This is a genomic window from Mycobacterium pseudokansasii (genome assembly GCF_900566075.1).
Lineage (GTDB): Bacteria > Actinomycetota > Actinomycetes > Mycobacteriales > Mycobacteriaceae > Mycobacterium > Mycobacterium pseudokansasii.
In genome coordinates this window covers 4,138,985-4,157,793 of sequence record NZ_UPHU01000001.1, presented here as the reverse complement: position 1 = coordinate 4,157,793, position 18,809 = coordinate 4,138,985, and the positions used below count along the sequence as shown (strand labels likewise).

The 18,809-nt window shown below is 64.1% G+C and carries 11 protein-coding genes and 1 pseudogene; 3 read left to right on the top strand and 9 right to left on the bottom strand.

Annotated features, from left to right (window positions below):
• Window positions 1-11: 11 nt before the first annotated feature.
• From EET10_RS18710 to EET10_RS18690, 5 genes are all read right to left on the bottom strand, one after another.
• Complete coding sequence (locus EET10_RS18710; RefSeq protein WP_036399909.1) at window positions 12-1,514, bottom strand: flavin-containing monooxygenase; 1,503 nt, start codon at window positions 1,512-1,514, stop codon at window positions 12-14.
• Entirely contained in the window at window positions 1,511-2,431 is a 921-nt protein-coding gene (locus EET10_RS18705; protein ID WP_063467094.1) for a hypothetical protein, read from the bottom strand. The genes EET10_RS18710 and EET10_RS18705 overlap by 4 nt, the downstream gene beginning before the upstream one ends.
• 31 nt (window positions 2,432-2,462) lie before the next feature.
• Window positions 2,463-3,323 (bottom strand): SDR family NAD(P)-dependent oxidoreductase, encoded by an 861-nt coding sequence (locus EET10_RS18700; RefSeq protein ID WP_063467095.1) that lies wholly within the window; start codon window positions 3,321-3,323, stop codon window positions 2,463-2,465.
• 1 nt (window position 3,324) lies between these two features.
• Complete coding sequence (locus EET10_RS18695) at window positions 3,325-4,314, bottom strand: alpha/beta hydrolase (protein ID WP_036399902.1); 990 nt, start codon at window positions 4,312-4,314, stop codon at window positions 3,325-3,327.
• 82 nt (window positions 4,315-4,396) lie between these two features.
• Window positions 4,397-5,995 (bottom strand): (2,3-dihydroxybenzoyl)adenylate synthase, encoded by a 1,599-nt coding sequence (locus tag EET10_RS18690; protein WP_036400626.1) that lies wholly within the window; start codon window positions 5,993-5,995, stop codon window positions 4,397-4,399.
• 221 nt (window positions 5,996-6,216) lie between these two features.
• Here EET10_RS18690 and mbtG point away from each other — a divergent pair, with 221 nt between their 5' ends.
• Together mbtG and EET10_RS30990 are read left to right on the top strand one after the other, a co-directional pair.
• A complete protein-coding gene (gene mbtG, locus EET10_RS18685) occupies window positions 6,217-7,506 on the top strand; it encodes an NADPH-dependent L-lysine N(6)-monooxygenase MbtG (RefSeq protein WP_122502394.1) in 1,290 nt (429 codons plus the stop codon).
• Window positions 7,484-7,637 (top strand): annotated as a pseudogene (locus EET10_RS30990) (MbtH family NRPS accessory protein); the annotation flags it as partial. The gene mbtG and the pseudogene EET10_RS30990, both read left to right, overlap by 23 nt.
• A 42-nt stretch (window positions 7,638-7,679) precedes the next feature.
• Here the strand turns inward: EET10_RS30990 and nbtC are convergent.
• From nbtC to EET10_RS18660, 4 genes are all read right to left on the bottom strand, one after another.
• A complete protein-coding gene (nbtC, locus tag EET10_RS18675) occupies window positions 7,680-10,739 on the bottom strand; it encodes a nocobactin polyketide synthase NbtC (RefSeq protein WP_276862153.1) in 3,060 nt (1,019 codons plus the stop codon).
• A gap of 13 nt (window positions 10,740-10,752) precedes the next feature.
• Entirely contained in the window at window positions 10,753-12,060 is a 1,308-nt protein-coding gene (locus EET10_RS18670; protein ID WP_036399897.1) for a beta-ketoacyl [acyl carrier protein] synthase domain-containing protein, read from the bottom strand.
• Window positions 12,057-12,815 (bottom strand): thioesterase II family protein, encoded by a 759-nt coding sequence (locus EET10_RS18665; protein ID WP_036399894.1) that lies wholly within the window; start codon window positions 12,813-12,815, stop codon window positions 12,057-12,059. Before EET10_RS18665 ends, EET10_RS18670 begins: the two co-directional genes overlap by 4 nt.
• A gap of 155 nt (window positions 12,816-12,970) precedes the next feature.
• Window positions 12,971-13,528 (bottom strand): GNAT family N-acetyltransferase, encoded by a 558-nt coding sequence (locus EET10_RS18660; protein ID WP_036399891.1) that lies wholly within the window; start codon window positions 13,526-13,528, stop codon window positions 12,971-12,973.
• A 242-nt stretch (window positions 13,529-13,770) separates the two neighbouring features.
• Between EET10_RS18660 and EET10_RS18655 the strand changes: the two genes are divergently transcribed.
• On the top strand, window positions 13,771-18,801 hold the full coding sequence (locus tag EET10_RS18655) for a non-ribosomal peptide synthetase (RefSeq protein ID WP_082276256.1): 5,031 nt from the start codon (window positions 13,771-13,773) through the stop codon (window positions 18,799-18,801).
• Window positions 18,802-18,809: the final 8 nt, after the last annotated feature.

Here is an 18,809-nt window from a genome sequence, read left to right as displayed (position 1 = left end):
AATACTGTGCCTCAAGCCGACGAGCCGGCCGGCGTGCGCGTAGCTGCTGCCATCGCGTGATAGTCCTCATACCGGAAATCGCGCATCTGGCTTAAATATTGGGTGGCAAAACCGGGGTACATGGAGCCGTTGAAACCGTCTTTGGTGAGATACCAACTACGGCAACCAGACATCCACGTGGTCTTGGCAAGCCGGCGCTGAAGGCGTTCGTTGTGCCGGCGCTGGACGTCCTCGCGCACATCAAGACAGCGCAGGTCGTTATCGAGAATCGTGGTGATGCCGCGTACCGCATAGTCGAGTTGGCCTTCAATGAAAACCAGCAACGAATTGTGGCCCGGCCCGGAGTTGGGTCCGGTCATGAAGAACAGGTTGGGGTACCCGTGGACGTTGATGCTCTTGTAAGCCTGTGCACCGCAGGACCATTCGTCGGCCAGTGAGCGGCCGCCCACCCCGCTAACGGGAAACGGCGGTCCGGTGAGGTGGACGTCGTAGCCGGTGGCGAACACGATGCAGTCCAGGTGGTGCTCGATACCGTCACTGGTTCGGATGCCCACGGGGCTCAACGTGGCGATGGGCCAGTCGATCAGTTTGCAGTTGTCACGTTGCAGCGCGGGGTAATAGTCGCTGGAGATCAGCATGCGCTTGCAGCCCGGGCGGAAATCCGGGGTGAGCTGGCGGCGCAACCATGGGTCTTTGACTCGGGCGCGCAGGTGAGCTTGACCCAGCGATGCCACGAGCGATGTCAGCGGGGTGTTCCACACCAGGGCCGTGGCGCTGGCTTCGTGGGCCCAGAACAGCGCCTGTCGTGCAAGCTGTTGGGCAACAGGGACTTTAGTGAACAACGCCTGCATGGTCGGTGGTGTGGCGACATCCAACCGCGGTAAAACCCAGCACGGGGTTCGCTGGAATACCTTGACGAAGGCGGCTTTTTTCACCAGTTCGGGAATGATCTGGACGGCGCTGGCGCCGGTGCCGATGACGGCCACTCGCTTGCCGGCAAAGTTGTAGTCCTGGTCCCAGCGGGCGCTGTGGATCGTGTGCCCTTGGTAGCTGTCCAGACCCCGGATGTCGGGAAAGCTGACGTCGGACAGCGGGCCGGAAGCCAATATGACGGTACGGGCACCAAACCGGTGGCCGCTCTTGGTGATTGCCGTCCAGACGCCGGCGTCCTCGTCGAATGTCAGTGCGGTGACTTCCTGGCCGAAGCGGATACGTCCGCGGATATCGAACCGGTCTGTCATGTCCTCGATATGCCGATAGATCTCCGGCGCGGGGGAGTAGCTGCGCGACCACGTCGGGTTCTTGGCGAACGAGAACGAGTACAGCACTGAGGGAATATCGCAGCTGGCGCCCGGATACGTGGTGTCGCGCCAGGTTCCGCCGACGCGATCGCTGCGCTCGACGATGACGACGTCGTCGACGCCCGCTTGGGCCAGTCGGATCGCGGCTCCAAGACCGGCAAAGCCGGCTCCGACAATGAGCGTCGCATAGGTGTGGTCGGATGCCATGATCACGCGGCCGGGTTGTGGGTGAGTTCTTTGAACCAGCTGGGAACGGGCTTCAGGAGCGGCCTGGGGTAGCGATCCGACAGCCACACCATGGAATTGGCGAACAGATGATAGGGATGACGCGGGTTGACCACCATCGCGGCGTGCCGCTTGAGCACCTTATACGCCGGAACCCGGGGCGTTTTCGCGCTCCGCTCTCCCAGCTGCTTGAAGCGCTTGACCGCGTTGTACAACCGCTCCGGTTCCATGCCCATGCCCGCCATCTCGTTGCGTACCCGATTGAGCAGGGGTATGTACATGAGCGCGCCGATGATCAGGCCCGGCGAGGCGACGTTGCCGACGAACTCGATAGCCAGTCGGCGCGCTGTCGCGTGACCGATCATCTCGAGCACCTCGAAATCGACTGCTATGTGCCGTGACTCGTCATTGTTGATCTTCTCGAAGACCTGGTGGCACACCGGGTCCTCGACGCTGTCCAGCAGGAATTTCAGCAGGGCGCCGTCAAGCGCTACCTCGAGCATCGGGATGACGGTGCCCAGCACTGACAGCGGCATGCCGTCGGCGTAGGTGTCGAGCCATTCGATGGCCAACCGGATGTTGACGTTGGGCTTGGGCAATTCGCCGTCGTCGAGCATTCCCCAGCGCTTCATCAGGGCCAGCTCCGCGTTGGCGTGGCGCTGCTCTTCGGCGTGGAAATACCGGTAGATCTCGGCAATGGTGAGGTCGGGCGCCTTCTTGGCCAGCGCTGCAAATCCACGGGCGCCGATGTTTTCGATCCAGCACAAATCGGCCATGAACGCCTTGAGTTTGGGCCGAAATTCGGCACTGATGGTGTCGGCGCCGGGTGCGTCCCAATCGATGTCGGCAAGCGCCCACTGGCGGTCCTTGATTTTGGCGAGCATGGTTTCCATGTCAATGGCCACCGGAGGCTCCTTCCGTCCGGACAACGGGTATTCAGGGCATGGTTTTCCGCGAGATCAGACCGACCGCACGGGTATATGTGCCCGGTGCCAGGCGTTTGACGTTCCAGCCGAGCTTGGCATCGAGTTGGGGCATGCAGTACAGATCACCCCGGTCATGGGCATCCAGGCAGACGCGTGCGACCTTGGCAGCCGAAAACCCGGTCCAGCGCATCAGTTTGGCGGCAAGCTCACTGGATTCCTCGCTGATGCGGCCGGATTCGACGATGCTGGTCTTGACGAAAGTCGGACACAAAACCGTGACTTTGACTGCAGTCCCCGATAATTCGGCTGCCAGCGTCTCCGACAGCGAAAGTACGCCGGCCTTGCTGACGTTGTAAGGTGCCATGCCGGCGGCCGCGGCGAACGCGGCGGCGGAGGCGACGTTGATGATGCCGCGTGGGGTTCGCGACGGCTCGGCATGGCGCAGGATGGGAGTGAACACATGGCAGCCGTGGATGGGTCCCCACAGGTTGATCCCCAGCACCCATTGCCAATCATCAAGGGGCACCTCGCCGACGGGGGCGCCGCCGGCACCGACTCCGGCATTGTTGATCACCAGCGTGGGCGGCGCGCCGAACCAGGATTGCGACTGCTCGGCCAAGGAATAGACCTCCTCGACCCGAGACACGTCGCAGCGGACCGCGATGGCTCGCGCGCCCCGTTCGATCAGCGTGTCAACGGTTCGCTGGGCGGCGGCCTCGTCGATGTCACTACAGACCACCGCGCCGCCGCGGCGGCCGAGCTCCAAAGCGAATGCCGCCCCGATTCCGCTGCCGGCACCGGTCACGACGGCCGAGGCGCCGTGGGTGGTGGCTTTCGACCTACCCAGCAGCTTGTCCAGCGGCCCCAGCATCTCAGACGGCCTCGGCATCAGCGTTGTCCAGCAACGAGTTTGCAATGAATTGCGAGGCGTATGCCATGGCCTTGGCTGCTTCGGGAGCCATCCGCGGCAGCGCCTGGAAAACGTGCATCTGATCGGGCCACACCTGCAACTCACAACTGCCGCCGGCGGCGCGAATGTCAGCGGCGAGTCGACGCGCGTCGGCCTCCAGTATCTCGGCCTCCCCGGCCTGGATCAGCGTATTCGGCAGAACGGGTCCGCCGGCAACGTCGAGTCTGATGCGGTGATGGCTGGGGTCGACGCCGGCGTGATAAAGGCCGACGACGCGCGCTGCGGCGGCGGCCCGGACGGCTGGATCGGGCCGTAGCTGCTCACGCTCGGCCGACAGCGCGAACGTGAGGTCGATCAGCGGTGAGAACAGCACCAGCGACGCCGGCGGTCTAGCGGCGACGTCGGGCTGCAGCAACATGTCGACCGACAGATGTCCTCCGGCCGAATCGGCAACGATCACAACGCGTTCCGGCGGCAATCCAGATGCTCCCGGTAGCCAGTCCCAGCCGGCACGCACGTCGTCGGCGGCGGTGGGGAACCGGTAACGCGGCGCCAGGCGGTAGTCGACGCAGAACACCGGCAGTCCGGTCAGCGACGACAGCCACGACGTCAGCCGCCGGTGTGTCCGGGGTGAGCACATCGTGTAGCCGCTGCCGTGCACGTAGTAGATGGCACCGGTCGACCAACGCGTCGTCGGCGTGTGGGGCCCGACTACCCATTCGCCGCGGACCCGGCGACCGTCTGGCAACACGGAATCGACGTATTCGACCCGGGTACCGGCCAACGAGGGCCCGAACGTTCCCATGAGTCGGGTGATGAGCTGACGCGTCAGCCACATCCCCCAGGCGCGCTCCGGCGGTATCGCGCCGGTGATCGTCGGCATGATCACCGTGCTTACTGCTACCGCAGTGCGGGACCGCAATGACCCGCGAGCCGGAACGACGTCCGTCATGAATCGCAGTCAATACCAAATGGTGACATTAGTCAATGGCAGCTTTGAATGTGCGACGCCCGCCTCGTCGGGAACCGTGGAGCTATCGCCGCGCGAGAGCCTGGCGCGCGATGGCGTTCTTGTCGATCTTGCCGACCGGCGTGGTGGGCAGTGATGTCAGCGGCAACAACAGGTCGGGCCGGGCGTGGGTAGCCACGCCGCGCTCGTCGAGGTAGCCGTTCAGTTCGGCAAGGGTGACTGGCTGGCCGACGAAAACAACTGCAGCACAGATTGTTTCGCCTAGAATCGGATTCGGCAGCGGAATTGCCGCAGCTGACCAGATCCCCGGGTGGCTGAGCAGATGCTCTTCGAGGTCGCGGGCGGAAATGGTTTCGCCGGCACGGCAGATGACGTCTTTGACCCGCCCGGTGACCACCAGGTAGCCGTCCTGGCGAAGGCGGACCAGGTCCCCGCTGCGATAGAAGCCGTCGGGATCGAAGCAGAGTTCGTTGACATCTGCGGCCCGAAAATAGCCGTTGATCGTGTATGGGCCCCGGGTCAATAGTTCGCCTTCACAACCGGGAGGCACCGGTACTCCGTCGGCGTCGACAATGCGGAGTTCATCGGCGGCGCCCAACGGTCGCCCCTGGGTGTGCTCGACCACTTCCGCAGGATCGTGGAGCCGGGTGAAGTTCACCAGTCCCTCCGCCATCCCGAACACCTGCTGCAGGCCCGGGGTCAACGCCGCCCGAACCGCGCGGGCATCCTCAGGCTCCAGCTTGGACCCGCCAACTTGCAGGAGCCGCAGCGTCTTTGGAGTCACCGGCTCCCAATGGCAGGCTTGGGCCCACAATTTGGCCAGGGCCGGCACCAAGGCCGTCACGGTAACGCCGTGACGCTCGATCGTGGCGAACGCGGCTTCCGGGCTGGGATCGGTGCCGAACACGACGGTGCCGCCGGCACTGAGCGTCCCGAGAATGCCGGGGCATGCCAACGCGAAGTTGTGGGCGGCCGGCAGGGCCACCAGATAGACGTCATCGCAGGTCAGTCCGCACAGCTCGGCACTGGCGGTGGCGTTGTAGACGTAATCGTCATGGGTGCGTGGGATGAGCTTCGGGGTGCCCGTGGTGCCCCCCGACACCAGCAGCAAGGCCGGTGCGGTGGTGTCGGCCGCGAATTCGGGTGGCTGGCCGCCGGGCAATGCCGACCACGACAGGAAAGGACCGCCATTCCCGTCGATGATGACGTGGCGCAGCTGCGGGTGCGCCGCCACCAACTGTTGGGCAAGCACGCGGTAGTCGAATCCGCCCGCCGTCTCGGCGAGGACGAGGCCGACCGCGCCACTGACCTCGACGAAGTGGTTGAGTTCGGCGAACCGGTGCCCGGGCAGGCACATCACTGGAATGGCCCCGGCACGCAGCAGGCCGAACAGCGCCACGGCGAACTGGCGCGTATTCGGCAACTGCAGCAACACCCGGTCGGTGGGCGCAATACCGAGACCGGCTATGCCCGCGGCGGCTCGGTCCGCGAGTCCGTCGAGTTCGGAGTAGGTATGGCTGCCGGCGTCATCGACCACAGCAACGCGGTCCGGCCATGTCGACGCGGCCCGCCGTAACAGCGCATCAACTGTGTGACCGCTCCAGTACCCGCCTTCCCGGTATCTCGCTGCCCGTTCTGGAGGAAAGGGGACGAATCCCGACAGCGACGCCGGTTGCGGCGGCTGGACAGAAGTAACTGGCACGTAATGCCCCCTGGGTCGAACGTGTCCTGCCCCTCGGACGTAGGGTAGCCTAACACGAAGTTAGGGCAGCCTGAGCTAAGCAGTGGAGGTGGTGTGGTGGGCCGCGCATCACTCGGCGGCGTGCAGGCGGACTCGGAATGCCACGACCGTCCCCACCGTTCAGCGCGGTCGTCGGGTCCACGATGAACACGATGCTCGCGGTTGTCGGGGCAGGCGCGAAGGCGGTGGCGGTGGCTGCGAAGGCCGCGACGCTGCGGGACATGGGCATTGAGGTGGGCGACGTCGTCGCCGTCGAACGCGCCGGCGTGGCGGCCAATTGGCGGGCCGGGGGCGGCTGGACGGACGGCCGGCAGCGGCTGGGCACAAGCCCGGAAAAGGACGTCGGCTTCCCGTATCGGTCGGCGCTGGTTCCAGGGCGCAATGCCGAACTCGACGAACGAATGATGCGGTTTAGCTGGCAGTCATATCTGGTCGCTACGGACCAACTTGTCGGCTGGATCGACCGGGGCAGGCCGGCTCCGACACACGATACCTGGGCCGAGTATCTGCGTTGGGTCGCCGACCGAGTGGCAATGAAAGTTGTTCGCGGTGAAGTAGTTCAGATTTCGGCCAACGAATCGCATTGGGTACTGCACACCCGTGAGTCGAGCTTGTCGGCCGAGACGCTGATGGTTACCGGTCCGGGTCAGCCGGAACGGTCCATGCTTTCCGGTGCTCCGGGACTGTTGTCGATCGCGCAGTTCTGGGAGCGAGCCGGGCGACACGAGCGCATTGTTGCGGAAAATGTCGCGGTCATCGGCGGTGGAGAGACCGCGGCGTCGGTTCTCAACGAGCTGTTCCATCACCGGGTGTCGGCGATCACGGCGATTTCCCCGCAAGCAACCCTCTTCACCCGGGGGGAGGGTTTCTTCGAGAACTCGCTGTTTTCCGACCCCACCGGGTGGAACAGCCTCAGCCGAGCCGAACGGCGGGACTGTATTGCCCGCACCGACCGCGGGGTCTTTTCTGCGCGGGTTCAGGAGGCGCTACTGGCCGACGAGAGGATCCGCCATTTGCGCGGGCGCGTTGGTGGCGTGGTCGAAAACGACGGCCGAATTTGGATCACGCTCTGCACCGACAACTGCGGTGAACCGCGCGAGACCCTTCATCGCTTCGATCTCGTCATCGACGGATCCGGTGCAGATCCGCTGTGGTTTATGCCGCTATTGAGCCGGGCCGCTGTCGATCTGCTGGAGCTCGAAGTTGGCGAGCCGTTGACATGTGCGCGGCTGGAGGAGGCCATCGGGTATGACTTGGCTGTCGTCGGAGTCGCCCCGAAACTGTTCTTGCCCAATCTATCCGGTGTAAATGAGGGTCCGGGATTTCCCAACTTGAGCTGCCTGGGGCTGCTGTCCGACCGGGTGCTGGGCGCCGAGATGGGCGTCGAGGACCGACCGATTGGAAGAAGCGGTGAGTACCAGTCCGTTCGATGACGACAACGGCACGTTCTACCTCGTGGGTAACGACGAGGAACAGCACAGTCTGTGGCACCCGCGCGAATTGCTTTTCGTACGTTGACGAGAACCGGACTGACGTGCGCGCGAAGAATTTGCGCGAGGTAATGACCCCACAACAGATTCAGCCGAGATTCGCTCGGCAGCCATGTTCACTGTGCGCCAAGCTGCGCCAAAATGTCGGCAACGGAGGCCCCGCCGAGAAGATCCGAGACCTCTAGGTCGTGATTTAACTCAGTCTGGACACGTCGCCGTAACTCCAGTGCCTGCAAAGAATCCAGGCCGATCGCGACCATGGGGACGGTGACGTCAATTGTCTCGGCGCGGTCCACACCAGTGACCTCGGCCAAAAGGTGTATCAACTGCCGTGGCAGTTCGGTCCGCTCTGCGGAAGCCCCCGTTTCGACGAGCGGTGGACTCAGCTGCGACACCAACGGACCATATCCCAACATTTCCAGCACCGGCCGCGCACGATCGAAGTCGAATGCCGCGACGACGACGTTGTGACGAAACGACGCCAGTCCCATCGTGATCGCATCGCCGGAAGACATGGGCAGGACACCGATCCGGGACAACCGTGCCCTACCGGCGGCATCGAGATCATGATGTACCCATTGGCCCCACTGCACAGAAACGCAGTCCAGACCCTGGGCACGGAACCGGTGCGCCATGGCGTCGAGCATTCGATTGGCTGCCGCATACAGGACCTGGCCACGACCACCGATCGTCGCCGCCGCCGAAGAGCACAGAACCACGCGACAGTTGTCCGTCCGGGGGAAGGCTTGCAGTATTCGGGAAATGCCGACAACCTTGGCGCGCAACGCCTGATTCGCCTTCTCGGCGGTGATGTCTGCATACTCGATGACCGCATAGGCGTCGACGGCGGCATGGATGATCAGATCCGTGGGTGCGTCCCGATTTGCGGAGGCCAATTGTGACACTGCCGCTGGATCGCCTACGTCGCAGCTGGTGACCCGGATTTGGGCCGGGGTGGCCGAACGAATCTGTTGCAATCGAGCTGCGACCGCAGCAGTCTCCCCGGATCTGCTCACCAGGGTGATTCGTCGCGCGCCGTGGTGGGCGAAATGATCGCAGAATTCGAGCCCGAGGTTTCCGGTCCCACCGATGATGAGCGCATGTTCGGGAGGCGCGGTACCAGAGTCGGCGTCGCGGGTCTCATTTTCGACGAGCCGCTTAGCGTAGAGGCCGCCGTTGCGGAATGCGAGCTCCGGTTCTTCGGGGGTATGGACCGCCGCGAGGATCGCGTCCGCCGATTCTGCTGTCGTCAGCCCGGCCGGTAGATCGAGATGCCGGAACCTCACGTCCAGATGTTCGGCGCCGATGCAGCGAAAGCCTGCGCTTGCTGCCGCGTGCACGGGATCGGGCGGTACATCATCGGCGACGACCGCCTCACCGGCGACCGTCACCAGCCAGCAGTCGCTGACCCCGTCGCTGAGTGCCGGCCACCATGTGCGATTGCCGAAGAACGTCGCGACCTCGGCTGCGGCCGCCCTGTCGCCCAGCGCCGGCGATTGCGGAATAAGGATCACCTGGGCGTCGAGATGGCCTTGGGCAACCGTATTTTCGCCGCCAATCAGGCATGCGGCGGCGCCGAGTTCTCCGGCCGCCATACAGACCGCGGAGACCAGGTCCGCGCAGCATCCAGTGTGATCAGCGATTGCAATGGCACGTGGTGGTAACAGCGAGCGCTGCGACAACCGTACCCAGTCCTCGGCGAGACGTCGCGCCGGCGTGGTCTTGGGAATCGGGCCTTGTCCCTCGGCCACGGCCACCGATGCGGTAGAAGGGGTTTGGCGGGCATGGCGCGCCTGGACGTCCTCGTATGGCAGCCACAGCCGGGTCTGGTGCATGCAAGTATTGGGAAAATCCAACAACGGCAGGGAGATCGGTCCGCCCGACGAGGTGCCCAGACAATCCCACGAGTAGTCCAGGTCATCCAGAGCCAGCTGCGCGAGGTTGCGGGTGAACTGGTCGAGACCTGCTGCCGCTCGGTCTGTGGTGCCGACCACCATCCTCGGGCGGTCATCCGACTGCGTGGCGAGATTCTCGTGAATCGCCAATTGGAGCGTCGGGTGTTCGGCCAGTTCGACGAACGTATCGACGTCGCGCTGCACCGCGGCCGCGATCGCCTTGTCGAATCGAACGGTATTGCGCAGGTTCCAGAACCAATATTGGTCGATCGGCAGGTCCGGTGTCATGGGGCCACCGAGGGTGGCGCCAAGGCAGTCGATCTCCGTGTCGAGGAACTTCGGATTCTGCAATTGGCGTTGCATGGCGACGCGCACCTTGGCGCCAAGCTCGTTGATCAAGCTGGTGTGCGCCGGGTAGTGCACCCGAATGATCCGCGCAAAGGTGCCGCGCTGGGTGAACGTGTCGACGATGCCCTGCACCATTTCTCGATCACCCGAAATGCCCACCATGGCAGGAGAATTGACCACTGACAGCTGCGCCCACCCCGGGCTACGCGCCAGTATCTCCTCACAGGTGTCGCGGCCGGCGGCGACGACTGCCATCGCGTAGTCACCGGAAGCGAACTGGTCGGCTGCTTGTGCGCGTATCCCGACGACCCGGACGGCATCTTCCAACGTCATCGCGCCGGATACGTACGCCGCGGCGATTTCGCCTTGGCTGTGGCCGATGGTGACGTTGGGCACAATGCCGAATGATCGCCACAAGGCGGCCAGCCCGGCCATGTGCGTGAACAAGGCCGGCTGGACGACACCGGCGCGGTCTCCGGCCGAAAAGCCTTCGTCGAGAAGGTAATCCAAGGGGGAGTCACTGAACTGTGTCGCGAAGGCCGCGGCGCAGCGATCCGCCTCGGCACGGAATGCCGGCATCGATTCATAGAGCAGCCGCCCCATCCCAGGTCGTTGGCTTCCCTGCCCGGGGAAAACGTATGCACGGCGGCGGATGGTCGCGGGTGTGTTTGTCCGTACCAACAAAGGATGTTCGCGGTCACTGACGACCGCCTGTAGGGCCTCGACAAGATCGCCGCGATCGGCAACCATGGCCAGGGCCCGGTGTCGACGTGCGGTCCGTGTCCGAAACAACATTCCGGCGATCGCCTGTGGTGCGACGTCGGGATGATCTGCCGCATAGGAAAGCAGGGCGGCGGCCTCGTGGCGCAACAAGTCGGGAGTGTCCGACGACAGCAGGACGGGTACGGTGCCGTTCGGAAGCCGGTAGGTCAGCGGTGTCACGTTGTCACACCCCGCTATTCACCGGCATCGCGATGATCGCATGCGCATTGGCGCCTCCGGCGCCGAACGAGGACACGGCGCCGTAGCGGACGCCATCTATGGGTTCCCACTGATGCAGTTTTGTCGCCAATCGCAGGCCCGTCATATCCCAGTCCAACTTCTTGGTCGGGTTGTCCGAAAAGAGAGTCGGCGGAATCTGACCGTGCGCGCCGGCGAGCAGCAGCTTGATGAGGCCGAGTATTCCGGAGGCTGCCTGCGCATGTCCGGCATTCGACTTCACCGAGCCCACCAGCGCCTCGGAGCCCAATGCGCCGTAGGTTCGGAAAAGAGCCAGCAATTCCACCGGGTCACCCGCTGGAGTCGCGGTGCCGTGTCCCTCGATCATTCCCACATCGACAGGGTCGATTCCCGCCGCAGCGATCGTCTTGCGCATCAGTTGCTCTTGCGCGCGCACGCGAGGAATGAGTATCGGCTTTCCTTTGCCGTTGTGGTTGGTGCGAACGGCCAGGATGCGTCCGAAGATCCGATGTCCCAATTTCCGCGCCCGAGACTCACGTTCGACGAGAACCATCCCGGCGCCTTCGCCCCAAACAGTACCGGTAGCGTCGTCGGAGTACGCGCGGCAATGCCCGTCATCGGAAAGAGCATGAAGGCGTGCAAACTCGTAGAAAGCGGCCGGCGAACCCATCACACACACCGCGCCGGCTAGCGCCCATTCGCACTCGCCCGTCTGAACCGAGGTAGCAGCCAGTTGCAGTGCGGTGAGCGACGATGCACACGCCGAATCTATGGCCATTGATGGACCGATCAGGCCAAGGCAGTGCGAGATCCGTCCAGCGCCACCGAGCTGGCCCATACCGACAAGCCGGTGTCCACTGTAGGCGTCGACCGTAGCCACCCGGGGGCCGTACTCCGTCTGCGACATGCCGACGAAACAGCCGACGTCTGCGCCCTCGAGCCTGCCGGGGTTAATTCCGGCATTTTCCAAGGTCTTCCACGCCACTCGCAGCACCACTCGTTGCTGTGGGTGCATCGCGATGGCTTCCCGATGGGTGACGCCAAAGCAGGTAGGGTCGAATGTGCCGGCGCCGTCGAGGAATCCGCCGGCGTCGCACACATGCCCCCAGCCATCGAGCCGGGATAACGACTGCAGTTCATCGAGGGGCCAGCCGCGATCGCGCGGAAAGGGGGCGATCAACTCCCTGGCTTCGGTCAGCGCCGACCACCAGGCGCTGGGTGTATCGATTCCCCCGGGGGCCTCGACAGCCATGCCGGAAATGACGATGGGATCGATGGAGGCGTCGTTGTTCACGCGGTCTGCTCACATCGCGCGCTCGACACCAACAGCTCCGCGACAGCGCCGATGTGTGACTTCAGGTAAAAGTGCCCGCCGTCGAACATCGTGACCCTGGCGGTGTCGGTGTGTCTGCCCCACCCGTAGAGATCGCCCAGCGTGATGAACGGGTCCTGATCACCGCCCATGGCGTGAACCGGGGTCGCTATCTTGACATCTTCAGCGCAGCAGTACGCGTCAAAGGCGTTGTAGTCGGCTTTGATCACGGGCAGTGCCATTCTCATGAGGTCGCGGTTCGCGAACACGTCGGTATCGGTTCCCTCGAGCGCTGCCAGATGGTCGAGGATCTCCTCGTCGTCCTTGGGGTGTGGTGGTTTGGCCGCGACTCGGGAAGGTGCAACCGCGGCGGACACGTGGAGGTGCCGCACGTCGATTCCGCTGGTTTCGGCGATCCGGACAAACTCGAAAGCCACCAGCGCCCCCATGCTATGACCAAATACGACGATCGGAATCCCGCGGTGGTGTTCTGTCGTCGAAAACTCGGCGAATGCCCCGGCAGCGATGTCGGGAAGCGAGTCCAAGGGGGCTTCGGCTGCCCGATCCTGACGTCCCGGGTATTGGAACACGATGACCGTGAACGTCGTGCTGAGCACTTTCGAGAAGTCGCGATAGGCCGATGCGCCGGACCCGGCATGCGGAAAGACAAGCAGCGGAAGGCTGTTGGCCGAATCCGGCCGATGGAATTGCCTCATCCATCCCACTGTGCGCGGCATGCACCACTACCCCTTCGCTTACGGTCGCTGCGCGACAGCCGCAAGAGCCATGCAACTTAGCGAAGGCTAACATAATCTTCGGGCGCACTGGGGTGGGCCTGGCTAGGGCGTGTCTCCCGAATGTTTGGCGCAGTTGCCTGGCGGGCTGTCCACCGCTACCGCTCGCGGACCATCAGGGCAGCGCGCTTGTCCGGCAGATCGAGGTCGGTGATGCGCCGGAACCCGGCACGCTCAAACGCCCGCACCGACCGCGTGTTGTCGACGTCGGGTTCGGCCACCACTCGGGTGGCGCGCGGATCCGCATCCAGCTGCCACGTGCAGACCGCACGCAGCAGGTCGACGGCCAGGCGCTGGCCGCGGCATTCGGCCGGGCCTAGGAGCAAGTGCACGCCGGCATCGTGGTCGCGGGCGGCGTAGTACTGGGCCAGCGGGTCCAGATCGGCGCGGTAGAGCTCCCAGTAGCTCATCGGGACGCCGTTGAGCACGCCCAGGTACGGGGTCGAGTGGGTACTGCGGTGCTGTTGGCGCAGGTAGGAGGCGATTCGGACCCGCGGCCACGGCTTCCCCCAGAAGCGGGCCACCTCGGGATCGTTCATCCAGCAATACACCAGGTCAAGGTCGCGGCTGGGGATGAGCCGACGCAACCAGAACTCTCCGGAGAACCGATGATGGTCCAGCGCGGCGCGGCGTTCCCGCAGGTCGAGCGTGTTCACCGCATACCTCCCGACCGAAGGACCCGCACAATTCGCATGAACGTATCGGACGCAGGGTTGATCCGGTCCCGTAGCCGCTATAGCCGCAACAGCCATCAAACTTAGCGAAGGCTAACATAAGCCCCTGGGCGGGGGATGCCGCTCAGAGCGGACGCCATTTGCATGGCCGGTGGAGAGAGGTTCATTGGTGCGTGTGGTGTCGTTGCAGGTCAAGAGCCGCGGATAGCAGGAGTAGACGAGGCATGGCAGACGATGTGAAGACGATGCAGGAACGGCGCCGGGAACTGCTGCGCCGGCGTATTGCCGAAAGCGGTGTGGCGGCGCGGGAGTCGGCCGGTGCGGCGCGCATCTGCGCGGGTGAACGCTACCGGCTATCCGGCGGCCAGCGCCGGATGTGGTTTCTGCAGGCCATGGACCCCGCCGACGTGACGTTGAACATCTGCGTTGCCTATCGACTGACCGGTGCGGTGGACCAGGCGCGCTTGCGGGCGGCTTTCGCCGATGTTGTTGCGCGCCATGCTATTTTGCGCACCACATATGCGGTGGATAGCGAGGGGGAGCCCTATCAAGTTTTCTCCGACGATGTCGAGATCAATTGGCGAGCCGACGATGTGACCGCTCTTGCGCAAGAGGAACGCGAGCGGCAGATCGAAGACTTGGCCCGGCAGGAGTTCGGCCGGCCATTCGACCTGACGAACGAGCTGCCGCTCCGGATCACCCTGATACGCACCGGTGCGGACGAATTCGTGCTGCTTTTGGTTGTCCACCACGTCTGTTGGGATGACGACTCCTGGGCCGTGTTCTTCGCCGATCTGAGCGCTGTCTACAACCGTCGCCAACTGAGCGGCCCTGCGCCACAGTTCATTACCGTCGAAGTGCTCGAGGCCGCGGCGGAACCTACCGTTGCTGATGTGGGCTATTGGGCGGACACGTTGCGCCCGGCACCCGAACCGGTGGAGCTTCCCGGTGCGGCCGCGCCACACCCGTCCCGGCGGGCTGCCCGTCGCATTCGGGCGGTGCCCGTCGACCTGTTCTGCCGAGTCGAGGAATTTGCCCGAAAACGCTCCGCCTCACCGTTTATGGTGTTGCTGGCGGTCTTTGGGGTGTTGGTGCGGCGTTATACCGGCGCAACAGATTTCCTCGTCTCCGTTCCGGTCACCGATCGCAGGGCGAAAGCCGAGGGTGCCATCGGGTATTTCGGCAACACGCTGTTGCTGCGGATCGCCGCGCGATCAGACGATACGTTCACTTCGTTCGTCGACGCGGTGCGCGAAACCTGTCTCGCCGGCTTCGCCCATCAGTCCGTCGGCATCGACCGTGTGGTCCGCGAAGCAAACCCAGAGCGGATGGGGCACGACGGCATGGACCGGCTGGTTCGACTGGGTTTCAGTATGCGTAAGAGCGCCGGTGGATTGGTGTTGGACGGCATCAGTGTGCGACAACTCGGACTTGGCGCGGTCGCCGCCCATCTTCCACTTGCCCTGGCGGTTGTACTCGACGTGGAAGGCGTGTTCATCGAGTCTGAGTATCAAACCGATGTGCTCAGTTCTGCAGTCGTCGACCAGATGCTGGCTCATTACCTACGGCTGTTGGACAACGCGCTACGTGAGCCCGGGCGGCGCGTCGCGAGTCTCGAGCTGCTCGGCGCTGGCGAGCGGGATGCCGTCCTGGCAAAGTCGCACGGCACACTGGTCGACACACCCGCTACCACGATGGTCGCCGTCTTGGAAGCACGCCCGGTCGCAGCCCCCGACGCGGTCGCGCTGATTTCCGGCGAGGCACAACTGAGCTATGCCGAACTGCACCGGCGTGCCAATCGCTTGGCGCGCTGGCTGGTCCGGCAGGGAGTGGGTCCCGACGACATCATCGGCTTGCGCATGGCCACGTCGATCGAGTTCATCGTGGCCGTGCTGGCGGTCCTGAAGGCCGGTGCAGCTTACCTGCCGATCGACCCGGCGTACCCGGCTGAGCGCATTGAATACCTGGTCACCGACGCCCGCCCACAGATGGTCATGTGTCGCCAGGAATTCGACGCCGCCGGGTGGGCCGCCGCCGAGATGTCGGACGTCGAGCTGACCGATGCCGACCGGCGGCACGCGTTGCGTCCCGAACACTTGGCCTACGTCATCTACACGTCCGGCTCCACCGGCAAACCCAAGGGCGTGGCGGTCTCGCATCATGCGATCGCCGACCACGTCACCGGTTTCATAGCCGAATGGAGCATGACCGTCGAGGACCGGTTGCTGCAATCGTCGTCGGTGAGCTTCGATGCTTCGCTGCTCGACATCTTCGTTACGCTGTCGGTTGGCGCGGCGCTGGTTGTACCCAAGCCCGGGGCTTTCGGTGACCTTGGCTACGTTGCTGATCTGATCACCCGCCACCGCGTCACCGTGCTGCACATGGTGCCGTCCATGTTAAGCACCCTGCTGATGCTGCCGCACGTCAAGCAGTGGCAGGCGTTGCGTCACGTGCCGGTGGGAGGCGAAGCGCTTCCCGGTGAGGTCGCCGACAAATTCGCCCGCTACTTCGACGCGGAGTTACGTAATCACTACGGCCCGACCGAGGCGGTTGTCTGCTCGACGCACATCCTGGTCGAAGGGTCGTACGGCGCGCGTGTGGTGCCCATTGGTGTGCCGAACCGCAATGTCTACGCCTACGTACTTGACGCAGAGTTGCAGCCGGTGCCGGCGGAGGTGATCGGTGAGCTGTATCTCGGGGGTGTTCAGTTGGCACGCGGGTATCTGGGGCGTCCCGGCCTGACCGCGCAGCGGTTTGTCGCCGACCCGTTCAACCCCGGCATGCGGTTGTATCGGACTGGGGATTTAGTGCGCCGCAACATCTCTGGATGCCTGGAATTCATCGGCCGAGCCGACGAGCAGGTCAAGGTTCGTGGCTACCGTATCGAATTGGCAGAGGTTGAGTCCGTGATCGCGACACATCCGGCGGTGCGGCACTGCCTGGTTGTTGCGGAAGAATCCGAGGCCGGGCCCATGCTTGCCGCATACCTGGTCCCAGCGGCTGATTGCGACCAGGTGGCTGTTGACGAGATCCGCGCACATACTGCCTCGGTGCTGCCGGAATACATGGTGCCCAGTGCATTTGCGGTGATCCCCGACATACCGCTGACTGTCAGCGGCAAATTGGATAAGCGGGCACTGCCCGCACCAACGCCTATCGCGGTGCGCCGCTACCGCGAGCCGGCGACGCGGACCGAGCGACGAATGTGCGAGATCTTCGCCCGGCTGTTCGGCTGGGAGCGAGTCGGCGCTGAGGACTCGTTCTTCGGGCTGGGCGGTCATTCACTGCTAGCGGCCCGGCTCGTCGTACAGATCCGTGCCGAGTTCGGTGTCGAGCTTACCGTCCGCGCCGTGTTCGATACCCCGACCCCGGCTGGACTGGCGGCCGCGCTGGTAGAGCAGTTCCGTGCCGAGTTCGAGATCGACCTGGACGCGCTGGATGTCGAGGACGCGTCCGATGACGCTTCCCGTGACCCTCAGTCCGGGCCACAATCTCTTCGCCCAGAGTTCGTCGAATCGGTTCGGCCGGAACGGCTCCCACTGTCGCACTCCCAGCTCGCCGTGTGGTTCCAATATCGGATCAATGGCCCGCGTGACGGCTTCAACATGCCATTTGCGCTTCGCTTCGACGGTCCGCTGGACCCCGTCGCTCTTGCCAAGGCGCTTAACGATGTCGTGGCCCGACATGAGGCGCTGCGCACCAACTTCGCTGAGCACGAAGGCGTTCCGTATCAGATCGTGCACCCCAGCCTGGATCTGGAACTGGCTATCCGGACGATCGACGCGGGCCACCTCGACGAGGCGATGGGGCAGCTGCGCCGGCAGGTGTTTACCCTGGAATCCGGGCCGCTGGTCAGGGTGACCCTGTTTGCGCTGGGCCCTGATACGCACGTGCTGTTCTTGATCGTGCATCACATCGTTAGCGATCATGCATCGCTGGGTGTCGTCTTTGACGATCTGGTCGCTGCGTATCGCGCCCGGCTTCAAGGAGTCGAGCCGCAGCGGGCCGCGCTGCCCGTCCAATTCGCGGATTACGCATTGTGGCAACGAAATGCGCTGGGGTCCGGGTGGGGACACGCTGAGCTGTCGTACTGGCGTGATGCATTGGCTGGCTTGCCGGACGAGATTTCGATAACGCCTGATCGCTCGCGTCCGCCCGTGCTCGGAAAGCGCGGGGAGGTGGTGAGTTTCACGGTTTCCGCAGCGCGCCGGGCGGCCCTTATACAGCTTGCCGAGGAAAATGGCGTGACCGAGTTCATGGTCTATCAGGCCGTCCTCGCAGTGTTGCTGCACAAACTCGGTGGCGGCACCGACATCGCAGTCGGCAGCCCGGTGGCGTGCCGGGTCGATCCGATCACAGAGAATCTGATCGGCCTGTTCGCCAACGTGGTGGTGCTGCGCAACGACTTGTCTGGCGATCCAAGTCCGCGCGCCATGCTCGCCCGCAGCCGCGAGACAGTGCTCGATGCGTTCGCACACCAGGAACTTCCTATCGAACGGTTGGTCGAGGCGCTCAACCCGCCGCGTTCGCTGTCCCGAAACCCGCTATTTCAGAGCATGATCCATTTTCGTGGCGAGGATTGGGCGCTAGTAGCACGCGATCTCACCAGGACGGGCGAAACCACCGTCGTTCCCGTTCCGATTGACTTCGAGGTTTCGTTACTGGATTTGGACGTTGGGATGAGCGTGACACCGCAGGGAGAACTGCACGTGCGGGTTGTTGCCAATGCCGATCTATACCAACCTGCGACCGTCGCACTCATTGCCGATGCTCTCAACGCCGCGCTCGATGCGTTCGCGATGACACCGGACCGTCCGGTGTCCACGCTGGAGTTGCTGCCCGCGGCTGACTTGGAGAAGCTGCTCGCTCCGCCAAGCCCGCCCGTCGCTATTCCGTCGGAGCCGGTCTCCGGCGGCTCGGGGGAAACCGAGCGGGTCTTGGTCGCCTTGCTGGAGGAGTTGCTCGACATCACCGGCGTCGACCGCGATGACAACTTCTTCGCCTTGGGCGGTGACAGCATCATTTCCATCAAATGGGCGGCGCAGGCCACCGCGCAGGGCGTGGCCTTTACCCCGGCAATGGTGTTCGAGCACATGACCATCGCCGAGCTCGCCGCGGCAATTGATGCGGCCACCGCACAGCCGGCCGCCGAGGCCGATTCGGCGCCAGAGCAGGAATACACGCCGACGAGTGCATCGGGCCTGAGTCGGGAGGCGTTGGCCGAGCTGACCGCATCCTGGCTCAAGGAGTCGTGAACGCCGTC

Bases quoted from the DNA above. Each gene is read 5' to 3' on its own strand.
- EET10_RS18695 (WP_036399902.1), bottom strand. From the start codon at position 4,314: ATGACGGACGTCGTTCCGGCTCGCGGGTCATTGCGGTCCCGCACTGCG.
- EET10_RS18665 (WP_036399894.1), bottom strand. From the start codon at position 12,815: ATGCCGCGCACAGTGGGATGGATGAGGCAATTCCATCGGCCGGATTCG.
- mbtG (WP_122502394.1), top strand. From the start codon at position 6,217: ATGAACACGATGCTCGCGGTTGTCGGGGCAGGCGCGAAGGCGGTGGCG.
- EET10_RS18655 (WP_082276256.1), top strand. From the start codon at position 13,771: ATGGCAGACGATGTGAAGACGATGCAGGAACGGCGCCGGGAACTGCTG.
- EET10_RS18700 (WP_063467095.1), bottom strand. From the start codon at position 3,323: ATGCTGGGGCCGCTGGACAAGCTGCTGGGTAGGTCGAAAGCCACCACC.